Source organism: Arthrobacter pascens, from assembly GCF_017052465.1.
GTDB lineage: Bacteria > Actinomycetota > Actinomycetes > Actinomycetales > Micrococcaceae > Arthrobacter > Arthrobacter pascens.
On sequence record NZ_JAFHKT010000141.1, the window covers coordinates 123,280 to 138,955 of the forward strand.

General features: G+C 60.7%; 11 protein-coding genes. 7 read left to right on the forward strand and 4 right to left on the reverse strand.

Features of this window, described 5'->3' with window-relative positions:
• Positions 1-2: 2 nt before the first annotated feature.
• Both JYA52_RS12675 and JYA52_RS12680 read left to right on the forward strand, forming a co-directional pair.
• Positions 3-2,108, forward strand: a complete 2,106-nt coding sequence (locus tag JYA52_RS12675; protein ID WP_205653540.1) for a DEAD/DEAH box helicase — start codon at positions 3-5, stop codon at positions 2,106-2,108.
• A gap of 41 nt (positions 2,109-2,149) precedes the next feature.
• The gene (locus tag JYA52_RS12680; RefSeq protein WP_205653541.1) at positions 2,150-3,730 is read left to right on the forward strand and encodes a hypothetical protein; all 1,581 of its coding nucleotides are present in this window, start codon (positions 2,150-2,152) and stop codon (positions 3,728-3,730) included.
• Between the two features lie 110 nt (positions 3,731-3,840).
• Here JYA52_RS12680 and JYA52_RS12685 read toward each other — a convergent pair whose 3' ends face one another.
• Positions 3,841-6,960, reverse strand: coding sequence for a DEAD/DEAH box helicase (locus tag JYA52_RS12685; protein WP_240460294.1), 3,120 nt, complete (start codon positions 6,958-6,960; stop codon positions 3,841-3,843).
• Between the two features lie 386 nt (positions 6,961-7,346).
• Between JYA52_RS12685 and JYA52_RS12690 the strand changes: the two genes are divergently transcribed.
• Both JYA52_RS12690 and JYA52_RS12695 read left to right on the forward strand, forming a co-directional pair.
• Positions 7,347-8,261 carry a HipA domain-containing protein gene (locus JYA52_RS12690; RefSeq protein WP_205653543.1) on the forward strand — a complete coding sequence of 305 codons (915 nt, stop codon included), beginning with the start codon at positions 7,347-7,349 and terminating at the stop codon, positions 8,259-8,261.
• A 55-nt stretch (positions 8,262-8,316) separates the two neighbouring features.
• Entirely contained in the window at positions 8,317-9,069 is a 753-nt protein-coding gene (locus tag JYA52_RS12695; RefSeq protein ID WP_205653544.1) for a hypothetical protein, read from the forward strand.
• Between the two features lie 16 nt (positions 9,070-9,085).
• On the opposite strand, the gene JYA52_RS12700 is transcribed toward JYA52_RS12695, so the two are convergent.
• A complete protein-coding gene (locus JYA52_RS12700) occupies positions 9,086-9,700 on the reverse strand; it encodes a ribonuclease D (RefSeq protein WP_205653545.1) in 615 nt (204 codons plus the stop codon).
• A gap of 495 nt (positions 9,701-10,195) precedes the next feature.
• Here JYA52_RS12700 and JYA52_RS12705 point away from each other — a divergent pair, with 495 nt between their 5' ends.
• Complete coding sequence (locus JYA52_RS12705; RefSeq protein ID WP_205653546.1) at positions 10,196-11,485, forward strand: ISL3 family transposase; 1,290 nt, start codon at positions 10,196-10,198, stop codon at positions 11,483-11,485.
• Entirely contained in the window at positions 11,482-12,315 is an 834-nt protein-coding gene (locus JYA52_RS12710) for a hypothetical protein (RefSeq protein WP_205653547.1), read from the forward strand. The genes JYA52_RS12705 and JYA52_RS12710 overlap by 4 nt, the downstream gene beginning before the upstream one ends.
• Before the next feature lie 149 nt (positions 12,316-12,464).
• Here the strand turns inward: JYA52_RS12710 and JYA52_RS12715 are convergent, their stop codons facing one another.
• Together JYA52_RS12715 and hisC are read right to left on the reverse strand one after the other, a co-directional pair.
• Positions 12,465-13,877 carry an amino acid permease gene (locus tag JYA52_RS12715; RefSeq protein ID WP_205653548.1) on the reverse strand — a complete coding sequence of 471 codons (1,413 nt, stop codon included), beginning with the start codon at positions 13,875-13,877 and terminating at the stop codon, positions 12,465-12,467.
• Between the two features lie 53 nt (positions 13,878-13,930).
• Positions 13,931-15,028 carry a histidinol-phosphate transaminase gene (gene hisC, locus JYA52_RS12720; RefSeq protein WP_205653549.1) on the reverse strand — a complete coding sequence of 366 codons (1,098 nt, stop codon included), beginning with the start codon at positions 15,026-15,028 and terminating at the stop codon, positions 13,931-13,933.
• A gap of 93 nt (positions 15,029-15,121) precedes the next feature.
• Here hisC and JYA52_RS12725 point away from each other — a divergent pair, with 93 nt between their 5' ends.
• Positions 15,122-15,625, forward strand: a complete 504-nt coding sequence (locus JYA52_RS12725; RefSeq protein WP_205653550.1) for an Lrp/AsnC family transcriptional regulator — start codon at positions 15,122-15,124, stop codon at positions 15,623-15,625.
• Positions 15,626-15,676 lie beyond the last annotated feature (51 nt).

A 15,676-nucleotide genomic window follows, 5' to 3' on the forward strand; every position in this document is an offset into this window, starting at 1 on the left:
TCATGGGTGACCCAACTGGACTGAACGAAGCTGTCGAGTATCACATTGTGAATTCGCTGGGGTGGTCCACGTTGCGACCGCTCCAGCGAACTGCAGTCAAGCCAATTCGTTCGGGATCGGACTGCCTTCTACTTGCCCCCACTGCCGGTGGCAAAACAGAAGCGGCAGTCTTTCCCTTACTCTCCGAGATGATAGACCGTGAATGGACCGGCCTATCCGTCCTGTACGTGACACCCCTCCGGGCGCTTCTGAACAACCTGCAGCCCCGCATCAACTCATATGCCTCATGGGTCGGCCGGCGCGCCGAGCTCTGGCACGGGGACGTTGGGCCGTCCCAGCGCAGGCGCATCCTCAGCAATCCCTCGGAAATACTTCTGACGACCCCGGAATCACTGGAATCGATGTTGGTTTCGCGGCGCGTGGACCATGCTTCTTTCTTCGCCAACATCAGGGCAATCGTTGTTGATGAAGTCCACGCCTTCGCTGGTGACGATCGCGGTTGGCACCTGCTGTCTGTCCTTCAGCGAATTCAGCGAATTGCGGGTAGACCTATTCAGCGGATTGGTCTGTCGGCCACCGTAGGAAATCCGCAGCAAATACTGGATTGGCTGCAAGGATCGGCCTTGTCTAAGGGAAAGTCGTCCGCCATCGTATCGGAAGAAGCCGCACAGGCTAATGATGTGGAAGTTGTGCTGGACTATGTCGGATCAATCGACAACGCAGCCCAGGTCATTTCCAAGCTGCATCGTGGAGAGAAACGGCTCGCATTTTGCGTTTCGCGATCAGATTGTGAAGAACTGGCCTATGCGCTGAGACAACGCGGAGTCACTGCATTCGTCTCTCACGCATCTCTCTCCGCAGACGAACGCAGGCTGAGCGAACAAGCATTTGCGGAGAGTCGTGACTGCGTAATCGCTGCTACATCCACCCTGGAACTCGGCATCGACGTCGGCGATCTGGACCGAGTAATTCAAATCGACTCAACCTGGACCGTCTCCTCGTTCCTGCAACGACTGGGACGCACGGGGCGGCGATCTGGCACGCGCCGCAATGCGCTTTTCCTTGCGACTAACTACGACACACTGCTCCGAGCGGCCGCTGTCTTGTTGCTCTGGAAGCGTGGTTTCGTCGAGGCAGTCGAACCACCGGCAGCACCCAACCATATAGCCGCTCAACAGATATTGGCCTTGGCTTTGCAAGAGGGGCAGTTCTCGCCTGGTTCGTTAACGCACTGGTGGGGCGATCTTCCCGTGATGGACAATGCCGGCGATATTCTGAAGTTCCTCCGCGACGACGAGTTCCTTGCGGAAGACGGCGGTTTTCTCTTCATCGGTCCTCAGGCCGAAAAGAAATTTGGCCGCCGGTACTTCATGGACCTGTTGAGCGCTTTTACCGCGGCGCCTGAATTGACCGTGATCGCAGGCCAGCGGGAAATAGGCTCCGTGGCGCCAATAAGTTTGGTAGCCACCGGTCCAGAGGGTGCGGCCCGAAAGCTGTTGCTTTCTGGACGCTCGTGGCTCGTGGAGGCGGTGGACTGGGATCGGCATGTTGTGCGCGTAAGCGAAATGGCCGAAAAAGGAGCTTCGCGATGGCAGAGCGGAAGCGTCGCAGAATCCTACGAGATGATGCAGGCCATGCGGGAGATCCTCTTAGGTGCAACGCCGGACGTGCAAATCTCTAGGCGCGCTCAAGAACATATGCCCCAACTCCGTGCGAGCCAGTCTGGAACGGTGGAGAAGTCGGGCCTCGTCATCCACCGCTCCGAGGAGAGCCAAGTTTTTTGGACCTGGGCGGGATTGAAGGCCAACCTCACGTTGCAGGCTGCTCTGGGAATCGACGATGCGCATGCCGATAACGCAATGATCCGTTTGCCAACTTCGGTGACCATTGCTGATATTCGCGAAGCTGCGAGCCGAGTGGCTTTCGCGCTGCCGTTCGTCCCCCCGCAGATGATTCAGGGGTTGAAGTTCTCTGCTGCCCTGCCGATGGAATTGGCAGTAGGCACGCTGGCTGACCGCGTGCGAGATCCACAGGCAGCTGCCGTTAGCTCTTCCTCATCCATATCAGTAGTAGAAGTTTCCAAGCAGGAAGGTCTGGTCAACGATTGACGAACTCCGCCGCGCACCCCAGTGCACAGAACACAGACAGCGTGATACAGAAACTCGACGCTTTGATGGACAAGGCAAATCGCGGCTTCGAATTGAGGGATTCTGCACCGACTCCCGAAATACTCACAGACCTTCACGAATTCTCTGCCGTCAATCGAGCTGATGAGGTCTACGGGCTATTGGTTCGGCGCGACAGCGCAGTTCTAGCCGGCTCCTTGTCACGGACGGTGCTGGAGTCGGCCCTGTCAAGTAAATGGATGGGCTCACCCTCGGGGAGTGCTGCAGCCTTGGAGTCCACTCTGGCCTCGGATCGAGAGTCACTTCACGAGTTCATCTCGAAAAGTGATCTGTCTGTTCCGAACATTGACCGCTGGTGCAACCCAATTCCGACGGATCGCCTGGCTAGCGCACATGCCGGTCCCGGACTGCCCAATTTCCAGATCGACCTTGCGCGTAGGGTACCGGTTACCGTTGAAGCAGTGACGGAGCTGCCCGCACCGGTAGCGAATTTGCTGGGCATGTGCGGCCACCTCAACTATGCCTCTACTTGGACTTCTGTCTCGCGGGAGTCCGGCAATATCGGCGCCACGGCCACGGCCCCCATGGCTGCACTCTTTGCGCAGGTCGCGGGGACTGCGGTTGCCTCTGTCCGAGGTCTGGATTCTGATTCGACCGTTACCGATCTCATCGATGCCTGCCAGGTTGATCACAAGCTAGACATCAGCGGACTTACAACGCCGAGAAAGTCGGTCGAAAATTTGGTTGCGCGACCACCTGCGACAAACTCGCCGTATTCCGATGCTGGGCGCCCGACGCGTCTCGTTAACTCGCTGCTTCGGGAGGCCACCGCGTCAGCTCAGCCACTAGTGGACCTCTACACCTGCGCTCCATCCCTAGCGGAGATCGAATCACGTGAAATCAACCTGACGTCGGCGCTTCCCTTCTACACGACGCTGGAGTTATTGCGCGTCGTCGTTAACTCCCTACGCGATGGAAGCTCGCCTTATCTCCTTGTGTCCGCTTCGCGGCTGCTCTTTGAGCACGGCGCCCGCATTGCTTGGCAAACCCATCGGCTTTCCGTCGAGGAAATCGAAAATCGGTATATAGCAGTCATGGACGACGCCACTTACCGCAAGAAATCAATGATCGATCAACTCACTAACCGTGGAGTAGCGCCCGAGATTAGCGAACGGCTCTTTTACCCTCTGGGGCGTGGCGACTACGCTGTCGACAACATGCGTACGCCAAACGGGACTAAGCGGCCCAGCCTTGCTTCTCCCGCCGAGCAGCTTCGGGCGCTGGATATCGGCTTCGCCGAACCGGGCTGGGTTGAGCTCGCATATAAGCTGCTATCAAACGGCGTCCACGCCACGCCGCTGGGCATGCTCCACACAATTGGCGGTTACTACGACGGGACGCCAGCTTCCGACTGGCTTAGTCCCGAGATGACCGCCCTTGCCCTGGATACGGCCTGCTTAGGAGCCGCCCTAGCAATGTACGGCATCGTGCCGATACTTCAACACCAGCATGGACTTTCCGATCAGGCTGAGTGGACTCGCGAGCTCATCGGACTAAGCAAGAGAGTCCACAATGCTTGCCTGCCGATTCATTTCCTCGGCTAGGCGATACAAGAGATGTAGGTGACTACTGCCAACGGCGAGCGGCGCTGCCGATTTCCCGCACCCACACCACGCCCTCGGCCAAGGCCCGACTCAGGCATGGATCGGTTTCGTTACTGCGCCACTGCGGCCGCTGTCGCAAACACGTCTGCAGGCATCGGGCGGTGCAGCTTCCAGGTGATCGCAATGGGCTTCTCCCCCACATGCTGAACGTATTCGACTTGGCCCAGGCAGGCATACGGAACCGTCAGACCAGTCTCGTCGTCCGCCGTGTCCCTCGTGAAGATCAAGATCTTCGAGCCATGCGACGCCCGGTTCAGGTACCGCTTACCCGCCGGGCTTCCGGGTGACGTCGCGTTCTGCGACTCCCAGTGGAACAGTTCGGGGCTGATGGCGTAGTCCTTGTACATCGTGGTGGCCGAATGCTTCTTGTCGTCCTTGTTGAGGGTGACAAAGAAGGCGTCGGTGGACGTCGCCGGGCACCAGGCAACGCCTTCCCGGTGCTGCACATTCTTGCCAAGCTCCAACGACCCGTACTGCAGGGCCGCCAGGACCTCTTCGCGCCGGTAGGTCGCGTGCGAAAGCAATGGAACGTGCTGCAGCCCCGCCCCGAGCCCCTTAGCGGCGTGCTTGGATGCAGCCACCCCCAGCTTCACGATCTGGCGGATCTCGCTGCACACAAACTGGTAGCCGCGCAGGTAGTCCAGTCCGTCGTCGTACGTCTGGAAACCGCCGCCGTCGTCCCACAGCGTGTAAAACAGCATGCGGGCGAATGTTTGCTCGCGCATTCCTAGCTCCGCGTAGCGGGGCGCTTCGGGGCTGACCAGCATCGAGTAAGCGTAGGCGCGTTCTGGATCGTCCACATGGATGAGTGCAGCCATACGGCCCAGGAGCTTCTTCTCATCCGCATCCGAGAGCTCCCGGATCCTCCCGCTGAGGGCCACCTCCAAAGGAGAGAACCCCTCGATCAGCCCCGCCTGTCGAAGGTACCCGGTCCACGAATCCCTGGTTGACCGGTAGATTGACTTCACGTCGTTCCCGGACTGATCCAGATAGGCCGCCAGCTCCGTCTCGGCATACGAGGCGATGTCCCGGACCAGCTGTGCCCGGTTGAACCGCAGCTGAGCCTTGATGTTATCCAGCACCACCTTCTGCGCCACCCTGTCCAGCGTGATCTGCGACCCGGACGGCAGATACGGGAACTCCTCCTCGACAGCCTTCTCCAGCTCCTTGCGCCCGTAACCGGTCAGAGCCCGGTACCGCAGATCGAAGCGGAACTCACGGCGTTGCTGGCCGATGAAGTCCATGACCGTCAGCACCGCCTTGCCCTCGGCACGGCGCAGCCCCCGCCCCAGCTGCTGTAGGAAAATCGTGGCGCTCTGCGTGGGCCGGAGCATCAGGATGGTGTCCACCTGCGGCAGGTCCAGGCCTTCGTTGAAGAGGTCGACGGCGAAGATGCAGTTGATCTCCCGCCGACGGAGTCGCTCGAGCGCCGCTGCGCGGTCGGCGTCATCGGTGCTGCCGTCGACCGCAATTGAGGCGATGCCGGCGCGGTTGAACACTTCGGCCATGTAGTGGGCATGCTGGACCGAGACGCAGAAGCCGATGGCCCGCATCTGGTCGGTACTGGTGACCTTGTCGCGGAGTTCGCGGATCACCTTGGCGGCGCGGGCGTCGTTGCCGGTGTAGAGGTTGCTCAGCTGTGTGCTGTCGTAATTGCCGCGCTTCCATTCCAGTTGGCTCAGGTCAACGTCGTCTGACACGCCGAAGTAGTGGAAAGGCACCAGCAGGTCAGCGTCCAGGGCATCCCACAGCCTCAGCTCACTGGCAGTGCGACCGTCGAAGAACTGCTTGGCGACGTCGACCCCGTCGCCGCGTTCTGGCGTCGCGGTCAGGCCGAGGAGCTGCTGCGGCTGGAGACAATCCAGTAGCCGGCGGTAGGTGGGCGCCATGGCGTGGTGGAATTCATCGATGACCACGACGTCGAAGAAGTCAGGCTCCAGCTGCTCGACGCCGAGCGAAGACAGCGACTGGACGGAGGCGAAGATGTGCTTCCACTGTGTGTGTTTGTGTTCCCCGACGTAGAGTTCGCCGAAGGTGCCGTCCTGCATGACGTCACGGTAGGTGCGCATCGCCTGTTTCAGGATTTCCTGCCGGTGGGCAACGAAGAGCAGCTTCAGATCACGGCCGGCAGCCTCGCACAGGCGCTTGTAGTCCAGGGCAGCAATGACGGTCTTGCCGGTGCCGGTGGCCGCGACCACGAGGTTGTGGTTGAAGCCCTTGAGACGCTCGGCTTCCAGGTCTTCGAGCATCTCCTCCTGGTGGAGGAACGGCTGGACTTCGAGGCCGGTGGCCGCGCCTGGGACGGCCGTGCGCCGGCCGCCATTGCGATCCAGGGCGGCGTCCAGCTTTTCGCCGTCGCGTTCCGGATCGTAGCTTTGGAAGGCGCGCTGCTCCCAGTAGCTGTCGAAGGTGACCTCGAACTTTTGCAGAAGCGCGGGCGTTCCGACGGAGCTGAGCCTGACGTTCCATTCGAGGCCATCCAGAAGGGCTGCCTGGCTCAGGTTGGAGCTGCCGACGTAAGCGGTGTCAAAGCCGGAGTTCCTGCGAAAAAGCCAGGCCTTGGCGTGCAGGCGGGTGGCCTGGGTCTCGTAGTTGATCTTCACTTCGGCGCCATACCGTGTGACGAGTTCGTCGATGGCGCGGCGTTCCGTGGCGCCCATGTAAGTGGTGGTGATGACGCGGAGTTTCGCACCGCGCCCCTTGAGCTCTTCGAGCGCCGGCTGGAGAAGGCGGAGGCCGGTCCAGCGGACGAAGGCGCAGAGCAGGTCGACGGTGTTCGCGGACTCGATCTCAGCCCTGAGCTCCGCGGCAAGATTCGGCTCGTCCTTGCTGTTGGTCAGCAGCGCTGAGTCACTGAGCTTGATGTTGGGACGGCGGAGTTGCCTGCGTCTGAGCGTGTCACGGCGGAAAAGAGACTGGAGCTGAGTGGGGCCGGGGCTAATGTGGTCTGACGCGCCCAATTGCTGAAGCAAACGATTCGCCAGGCCGACTCGTTCTGCCGGTTGCGCAGCCTCCAGGGCTCGGCGGACAGCGTCATAGACGTGGCGGGAAAGTATTTCCGATGTGTCTTCAACTTCTACGTCTCCAAAGCTGGCATGTAGCTCCGACACCCCGTGCAGGCGATGACCCAATGCATCTGTGTTTAGAAGTTCGTACAGGCCGGGCGACAGCTTGTCTGATGCAGGTCCCCCCAGAAATGAATTCACCGCGCCAGGGTATGCGGGATTGGCTCCCTAACCAAACCCTCTTGGCCAGAACAGCGAATACTCGAACGTCTTAGGGGCTCCCATACGCGAGCTCAACTCAAGTTCGCATGCCCACGAAAATGGATCCGAAACAAATGCCGAGCATCAATGGCACGCTGCGCTGCAAACGCCCGCACTCCCGATCGTAATCAAAAAATTTTGTACGCGTGCTCTGTCCTTGGCCGCAGTAAGCTTCATGCCATGCATACAGGGTCCAAGCCGGTCGCCAGAAACATGACTAAGGCGAGTCCATCACAGAGATCCGGCAGAGCCCTGTCGAGAGCACGTCCAACTCGGCGGTACGAGGCAAAATGAAGCACTTCGAACGGGTCGACGCTAGTGACTGGGAACTCATTGAGGACGAAACCGCGGGAGCCGAAATAAAGTGGTGGTTGCGCGACCCCGAGAACAACAGCTGGCTGTTCAAGTCTGTAACCGTAAAGGATGGCTTTCGATACGGAGAAGACTGGTCTGAGCTAATCGCCTCACATTTGGCGGGATTGCTTTCAGTCCCCACAGCGCCAATTCAATTGGCACAAAGGGATGGCTATGAAGGGAACATTTCACAAAATATAAGACCGGAAACCCATGAATTGCAGCCCGGGAGAGTATGGATGTCCTCCTTGCCCATTCACGGTTACGTCCCCGGAAACGTTCGCGGAAGGCCTGGCCACTCACTCTCTAACATTTGTAAAGCCTTGGATGGGCTACGCCCTCCGCCTAACAACGAATATCCACACGGCTTCACTGCATACGATGCTTTCTGTGGTCTTATGATCTTGGATGCCTGGATTTCAAATCGAGACCGACATGACGAAAATTGGTCAGTACTAATCCCACTTATTCCGGGCGAGGATAAGCACCTGTGCGGCTCATATGACCTAGCTAGCAGTCTTGGGTTCAACCTACACGAAGAAAAACTGCTTAGGGTCTTGGGCACGCCTCGCGGCGTTCATGTATGGGCCGAACGTGGCACTGCGCATAGACTGGAACATGTCCCACCTAAGGCGATCACCCTTGTTCAAGCCGCCAAAGCTTCCCTTGAGCTAGCCAGCGAGGAAGCCAGGCAGTACTGGCTGGCTAGAATCGACAACCTCGACACTACCGCTGCTACGGCTGTCGTTGCACGAGTTCCGGAGATGTCAGAGGCACGACGTAGGTTTATCACTGAACTTCTATCGATCAACGCAGAAAGGCTGCAAAATGAATGCTGCATCAACGCATGAGAGCCTGACTGCGGCCAAGCGAGTGGTCCAGCAACCACGCTCTCGGCGCCTCATCGTGACCTGGCAGCATCCTATTTCTCGTGCGATCGAACCGATCGGCGTCCTCCTTCGAGATGCTCAGGGCTATGAGTTTAGTTACGTTCGGAACGCCCATGACGTCAAAGACTTTCAGGGGCTGATCGGGTTTCCGAGCTTTTCAGAGGTGTACAGGTCCGATGACCTGTTTCCGCTCTTCTCTCAGCGCGCTATGGATCCACGAAGGCTCGACTTCAGTCGATACGTAAAAAAATTGGGCTTACCCGAGGACGCAACGCCCTGGGAGCAGATAGCGGCCTCAGGCGGCCGTCGCGCCGGCGATACATTACAACTATTTCCTGTTCCCGAAAAAATTCGAGAGGGCGTTTGGTCTTGCTCATTTCTGGTTCATGGAATACGCCATATTTCCAATAGATCGTTGAGTGTGGGTCATCAAGAGATGTGGGTTTCCAGCGATAAATTGGACGCTGTGTTGAACAACCTCAGAATTGGGGATCCGCTCCGTTTAATCAAGAATGAAGGAAACCCTGCTAATCCAGAGGCACGCCTGCTGGTCCAATCAGAAGGAGTTCCAGTCGGATTTTTGCCTAACCTTTTAGTTGAAGACATTGTTCGGCTTGGGGATGAGAATGTTTCTGCCTATGTTCAGGTCATCAATGGATCGGAAGCGCCCTGGCATATGCGCCTCTTGGCGCGACTAGAGTGCCGGGCCAGCAGTGAGTTTGAGTTCTTCAAAGGTGCCTCGTGGGAGCTTGCGCCTTCTGGAGAATGATTTTATTTGGCCGCATTTAGTAAGAAAAAATATCTCCTAATCCGAGCTGATCTAATTTGCATCGAGTTGACAGAAAATCACAGCACCGACTGTAAAGATCTTCAAGTTCGCCTGCTTTTATATCGCTTAGCAACGACTCATAGAGGGGAATCAGGTGTTTTACGTCGTTAGCGGCGTACTCCACTTGCTCAGGGGCTAAGGAGAGAGCACCCCAATCACTTGTCCGTGCGGCACCCTTTCGAACCTTGACCCCGAGCCGGCTCTCCAGTAATGCCTGCAACGAGTGTTCTCGCGCCCGATTACCTGCGACCAACTTTGAAGCTATCTTCGTGCAGACGATATTCCGGGGTTCCAATTGCCATGCCCTATACATAAATGCCAAATCAAAGGGAGCATGGTGAAACACTTTCTTGACGTGAGGATCTTGGATTAGGCGGATCAGATTTGTTGGGCGCTTGTCTCCGACACGGAGCAGGAGAGGGCCGTAGGTTGGCGCGAAGATCTGGCACAATTCCAGGCGATCGTTTGACCAGTCCAAACCGCTTGTCTCGGTGTCGCAGGCGACGATCGGTGAGGTCTCCAGCACGGTCAATACCGTGGTCGGAATGTCGTCGCGAAAGATAGTGGTCATATGACGATCCTAGCCAACTGACCGGAACCCCGTTGGTCTAAGTGGACAAAGCGACGTATGGAAATAGATTCAAAGGCTGCGTGCCCGCAGTTCTCCCTGCGGCAGTAACGTCCAGGTCCTTTTACAACCCCCGCTGCCGGAACACCGTGAACGGGGCCCGCCCGAACCACAGTCTCCAACGATACGTCCACCGTCCGAACACTGGGCCCGCCAGGTCAGCTTCCACCACACCCCTGTGATCCAGGAAAACACACCGGCCAACCCATATCGTGGATGCCATGTCGAACCGTTTTCCAGGGAAGTCCTGCGTGCTCTGTCCTAACCCGTCCGAGGGCGTTGGTGAACACGTGTGGCCGACTTGGTTGATCAAGGAGTTTCACGGGCTCTTCGTGGTTCGTGGTGAATTGGATTCCGTGTCTTGAAAGCTGAAGGGCTCGTAGCCCTGCTGTGATGGATGTTCTCTACGCATTCATCAAGAGTCAGGAGCTACGAGCCTTGATCGAGCCTACTTCCCCGCGCCCCGATGCTGCCACCGCCATTTTCAACCTGCCCGACTACCGCGTCGCTGACACTGAGGTCCTCGCATCCGGACAGCGGCGGATCCGCGTCGAAGCCACCGCCGAGGCTGGCTGCCCGTCCTGTGGCGTCATCAGCACTCGTCTGCATTCACGCCGGCCCCAACGTCTGCGTGACATCCCTGTCGCCGGCCCGGTCGAAGTGATCTGGGCCAAGCGGAGATTCTTCTGCGATGAGTATTTGTGCCCGCGCCGGACATTCGCCGAGGAAACGGCCCAGGTGCCGCGCCGCGCACGGTCCACCCGCCGGCTCCGCGATGCTCTCGTCAGTGCTGTCATCGGATCCGGGAGGGCCGCCGCGGAGGCGGCCTCCTCGTTCGGTGTCTCATGGTGGCTGGTCCAGCGGGCTTTGGACTCCGCGGCGCTGACGCTGCCGGACGTGGACGCCTTGGCACCCCGGATGCTCGGCATTGATGAACATCGCTACCGTTCCGTGCGATTCTTCCGCGACCCGGCTACCAAGGCCTGGAAACGCTATGAACCCTGGATGACCACCATTGTCGATCTGGACACCGGACAAGTTCTCGGGATCGTGGACGGCCGCGACAGCGAGGGCGTCGGAGACTGGCTCTTCGCCCGGCCGCTTCAGTGGCGCCTGGGCGTGCAGGTGGTCGCGATCGACCCGTCAGCCGCGTTCCGAAAGGCCCTGCGGATGTGGCTCCCGCGCACCGCTGTCTCGGTCGATGCGTTTCACCTGGTCAAGCTCGGCAACGACATGCTCACCGAAGTCCGGCAACGGCTCACCCAGAAGGTCCACGGCCGGCGGGGACGCTCCCTCGATCCGGCCTGGGCTAATCGGCGGCTGCTCCTGCGCGGCGGCGACACACTCTCAGACCGGGCACGGGAAAGGCTCAGCACCGTGTTCGCCACCGACGACACCACCGGGAAGCTACAGGCTGCCTGGCTGGTCAAAGAACAGCTCCGCACGCTGCTCGCCACCGGGTCCCTCGCCGACGCGGCCGCCGCGAAAGACCGCCTGCAGGAACTAGTCGAACGAGCCGCGCAGCCTGAAACGAACCGGCTCTGGCGAACGATCTGCCGGTGGTGGAAAGAAATCGAAGTCCTCATCGTCACCGGCGCGACAACGGCGAAAGTAGAAGCAAACAACACAGCCATCAAACACATCAAACGAACAGGCCGGGGATTCACCAACGCACGCAACTACAAAACGCGTATCCTGTTGCGCAGTGCCGCCAAAACAGCGGCATGAACATGCATCACGGCAGAACATTCACCACGAACCGTGAAGAGCCGTTTCACGGCGAAGGGCCTCTCACTATCGAGAAGGGTGGAAACCCCTATTCAAAGCGTGACGGGACACCTACAACCGCTACGGCCCTTCAAAGTGTTCATGTACCCATGTGCGAGGAATGCAACGGCCTGCTCAGCCGCTCGATAGAGGTACCGGCCAAGACCGTTATCCGAAAAATCATGCCAAAATCCGGCACACACACCTGCCCAGCGATTACTGCAACGGAAGCTGGAGTTCTGGCGCGGTGGTTTCTGAAGGTCGGGCTCCTGAATACCCACCCCGAGGCGGTACATGATTCTCCGCAAGTGCAAAAAGACGGGGCATTTCGACGCCACGATCAGGATGAGCCGGGGTGGCTGGAATGGATGCGGATGGAGGAAGCTCCGCCCGAATGGTTCTCAGTCTTCCTAACGCGGCAAAGTGTATCGGGCGCGCAGACTTGGGACGGGGGAAGACTCCTCCTGGAACTGCCGAATGTCAGCGTCGGGGCGAAGAATCTGCACTACCAGACGTGGGTCGCCGGCATTCGTGGCATCGCGGCAACCGTCGTGTGGCATCCGTACTGGCCTATTCAGCATGCGTTAGTCGAAGAAGGTCGAGCGGTTAAGTTGTGGCCCGATCCTTCGCCTGTGGATTTTGCAATGCTGCCAGATGTGCACCCTAATGAGTTCGGATTCTTGTTGACTGGCGACTCAGTTCACCTCACCGATGACGAGCACTTACGTCGCGTCGCACAGACACCACTCCAAGTCGGACTCGACGTATCCGAACACATTCTTAACAGCTAACTGAAACCCGCTGGTCTGCTGTGCCGGCCGGCCCAAGAGGATGCAGCACTTATATCGTCCGGCACCCCACGACGCCAGAACACGCCCGTCCAGACTGGCCGCGCCCCTCAAGTGACCTGAACCCACGACGGGGGTTCAGGTCACTTGATTCAGTCCATAAGCACCGGCTCCTTGGCACGGTCCTCAGATTCGACAACCGGCGAAACCTCCCCGGAACGGTGATGCATCCAGTTCGCCACGGCCAGAAGCGCCACGAGTGCGAAGGTGCTCAGGAGCTGGGGACGGGAATCCTCGCCGATGAAGCCCACCGTGAAGATCGCCGCAAGGATGACCAGACCAAACACCGTGAGCCACGGGAAGCCGGGCATCCGCAGGGGAAGCTCCGTTCCCTCGCGGTCGGCGCGGAGCCGCAGCGCGAGCTGGGCCAGCAGCGCGGACGTCCACACCAGCAGGCACGTCGAACCCACAATGTTGAGCAGGACGGGAAGGACCTTCTGCGGGAACGCCAGTTCCAGCACAACGGTGACAACGCCGAAAGCGACGCTGGCCAGGACTGCGACAACCGGGACACGCGCCTTGGACACGGAGGCGAGCAGGCGTGGTGCTTCGCCCCGCTCGGCGAGGGAGAACGCCATCCGGGAGGCGCCGTAGAGGTTGGCGTTGAGGGCCGAGAGCAGCGCTGCCACGGCCACCAAGGTGATGGCGGTGGCCGCACCGGGCATGCCGGCGGCCTCCAGGACCGCAGCAAAGGGGCTCTTCAGCCCCGCCGAACCCACGGGAACCACCGCCGCGATCACAAAGATCGCGCCGATGTAGAAGACCAGGATGCGCCACAGCACGGTCCGGACCGCCTTCTTCACGCTGCGGGCAGGCTCAGCGGTCTCAGCTGCCGCCACGGAGACGATCTCGGTGCCGCCGAACGCAAACGCCACCACGAAGAGTGCCGTGGCGATCCCGGCGAAGCCGTCGGGCGCGAACCCGTCGCCGGTGAAGTTGGCCAGGCCCGGCGACTGCACGCCCGGCAGCCAGCCGAAGAGCAGGGCAGCGCCCACCAGGAGGAACCCGACGATTGCCGCCACCTTGAGCAGGGCGAACCAGAACTCGAACTCGCCGAAGTTCTTCACACTGGTGAGGTTCACCGCGGTGAGCACCACGATGAACACGAAGGCCATCAGCCACACCGGCAGGGCAGGGAAGATGGTGGACAGCAGGCCTGCCGCACCGAGCGCTTCCGCCGCGATGACCACCACGAGCTGCAGCCACCAAAGCCAGCCCACCGTGGCACCTGCCACCGGCCCGTAGGCCTTGGCGGTGTAAACGGAGAAGGCGCCGCTGTCCGGGTTGGCGGCGGCCATCTCGCCGAGCGCCCACATCACCAGGATGATGAGGGTGCCGGCCACGAGATAGGAGATCAGCACCGCCGGGCCGGCAGCCTGAATGCCGGCGCCGGAGCCGATGAACAGGCCCGCGCCGATGGCGCTTCCCAGGCCCATCATGGTGAGCTGGCGGGGTTTGAGGGCCGCGCCGAGGGCGCGGGCAGACGTCTTTGTCTGTTGTTCCATGGGGAGTCCTCTGGTTGTAGGTGGAACGGATTGAATTTCAGGTCAGTCGGTTGTCAGGCTGCGTGGGCGGCCAGGAGCCGAAGCACGCGGTCGTTGGAGGCGGGATCGGCCACGGTGATCCGGACGCCGTCGCCCTGGTACGCCCGGACCAGGATGCCGGCGTCGTCGAACGCGTCCACCAGCCTCGCCCGGAGGCGGTCATCGGCGCGGATCCACAGGAAATTGCCCTGGCTCGGCTGCAGTTTCCAGCCCTGGGCCTCGAGCTGCGCGGCCATCCGTGCGCGCTCCTGCCTGACGGCGGCGACCCGCGCTTCCATCTCCTCCCCCGCGTCCAGGGATGCGACGGCCGCCTTCTGGGCCAGCGCGCTCACCGAGAAGGGAAGAGCGGTACGGCGCAGTCCCTCGGCGATGGCCGGAGCCGCCACGGCGTAGCCCACACGCAGGCCGGCGAGTCCGTACGCCTTGGAGAAGGTGCGCAGGATGCAGACGTTCGGGTACTGGCGGTAGAGCGCCAGGGAATCGGGGCCGCTGCCTGCTTCGGCGTATTCCACATAGGCCTCGTCGATCACCACGAGGATGTCGGAGCGGACGGACTGCAGGAAGGCCTCGATGCGCTCGTGGCTGATCGGCACGCCGGTGGGGTTGTTGGGGGTGCAGAGCAGGATCACCTTGGTGCGGTCGGTGACGGCCGCGGCCATGGCCTCCAGGTCGTGGCCCTCGGCGTCGTCCAGCGGGATGCGGACCGGCCGGGCGCCGGCCAGCTCAACCAGGATGGGGTACGCCTCGAAGGAGCGCCAGGCGAAGATCACTTCATCGCCGGCGTCGCACAGTCCGGTGATGATCTGCTGGAGGACGCCCACACTGCCGGGCCCCACCGCGATCTCCCCGGCGGTGACGCCCATGTGCCGGGCGATCCGCTCGCGGAGTTCGACGGCGGCACTGTCCGGGTAGCGGTTCATGGTGCCGGCCGCTTCGGCCACCGCAGCGGCGGCCGCCGGCAGCGGTTCGTAGTGGCTTTCATTGCTGGCGAGGGCTGCGATGTCCACGCCGGCGCCGCGCCGGCCCGGGACGTAGGGCGGGAGGCCGGCCACAGCGCCACGAAGGGTGGGAAGCGCAGTGTCCGGTGCGGTCAGGAGCTGATCACGGGTCATGAGGACCGATCATGATTGTGACCCGGCCCACAATGCAAGATACCCTCAACCCATTGGGACTTCTGCTCAACTTCTACTATCTGTGGTGAAAATATGACCATTCAGAACCCTCGCACCCTGGATTCCCTCGACGGCAGGATCATCCTGGCCCTCGACAAAGATCCCGAAGCCAGCGCCCTGGCACTCTCGCGGACGCTCGGCGTCGCACGGAACACTGTCCACGCGCGGCTGGCACGGCTCGAGCGCAGCGGCGCCCTCCGCTCCTTCAGCCGGAGGCTGGACCCCGCCGCGCTTGGCTATGACCTGATGGCCTTCCTCTCACTGTCCATCAGCCAAACCCGGACAGGTGCGGTGGAAGACGGGCTCGCCGCGATCCCGGAGGTCATCGAGGTGCACGCCACCACAGGGGACGCGGACCTCATGGCCAAGGTGGTGGCACGCAGCACGGCCGACCTGTACCGCATCACCAACGAGATCCTGGAAATTGAGGGGATCCAACGCACCAGCACGGCCATTTCCGTGCTGGAACTCATGCCGCCCCGCTACGACGGCCTCCTGAGCCGGCTGTCCGAGCAGGAATCCCGCCCTTCCCACTAAGTGCGGGTGACGCACGCCACAGGTGCGCATATTTTCACAAATTACCGCTAC